Below are 517 nucleotides of genomic sequence, written 5' to 3'. Positions count from 1 at the left end.
CCGAACCGCCCGCGCGCCGTCGACACCTGATCAGGGAGCGCGGAGCCGGTAGCCGATGCCGGTCTCGGTCAGGATGTATCGCGGCTGCTCGGGATCGGCCTCGATCTTCTGGCGGAGCTGCCGAACATACACGCGCAGATACTGGGCATCGGTGTGCGCATCCCACAGCTCGCCGAGCAGATACTTGTGGGTCAGCACCTTGCCGGCATGGAGCACCAGGAGGCGCAGCAGGTCGTACTCCTTGGGCGACAGCTTCACGTCGCGCTCTCCGACCCGCACGATGCGGCGGACGAGATCGACGACGAGATCGCCGGAGCGGAACACCGGCCGCTCGCCCTGCACCTGGAGCTGGTGGCGCAGCGCGGCGCGCATGCGGGCGAGCAGCTCCTCCATGCCGAACGGCTTCGTCACGTAGTCGTCCGCTCCGAGGTCGAGGGCCTCCACCTTGCCGGCCTCGTCGTCGCGGCTCGACAGGACGACGATCGGCACACGCTCGTTGCGGCCCCGAATCGCGCGC

Annotated in this window: 1 protein-coding gene; it reads right to left on the bottom strand. The window is 69.1% G+C overall.

Translation table 11 applies throughout. The features are described from left to right. Nucleotides 1–30 precede the first annotated feature (30 nt). Nucleotides 31–517 (bottom strand): winged helix-turn-helix domain-containing protein (locus ABTU92_RS30830; RefSeq protein WP_408095320.1); only part of this gene is annotated, 487 nt, incomplete at its 5' end.

Origin of the sequence: Rhodoplanes sp. SY1, from assembly GCF_046000175.1 — a bacterium.
Lineage (GTDB): Bacteria > Pseudomonadota > Alphaproteobacteria > Rhizobiales > Xanthobacteraceae > Rhodoplanes.
The sequence above is the reverse complement of the archived record's forward strand: the minus strand, read 5'-3'. Positions and strand labels throughout refer to the sequence as shown.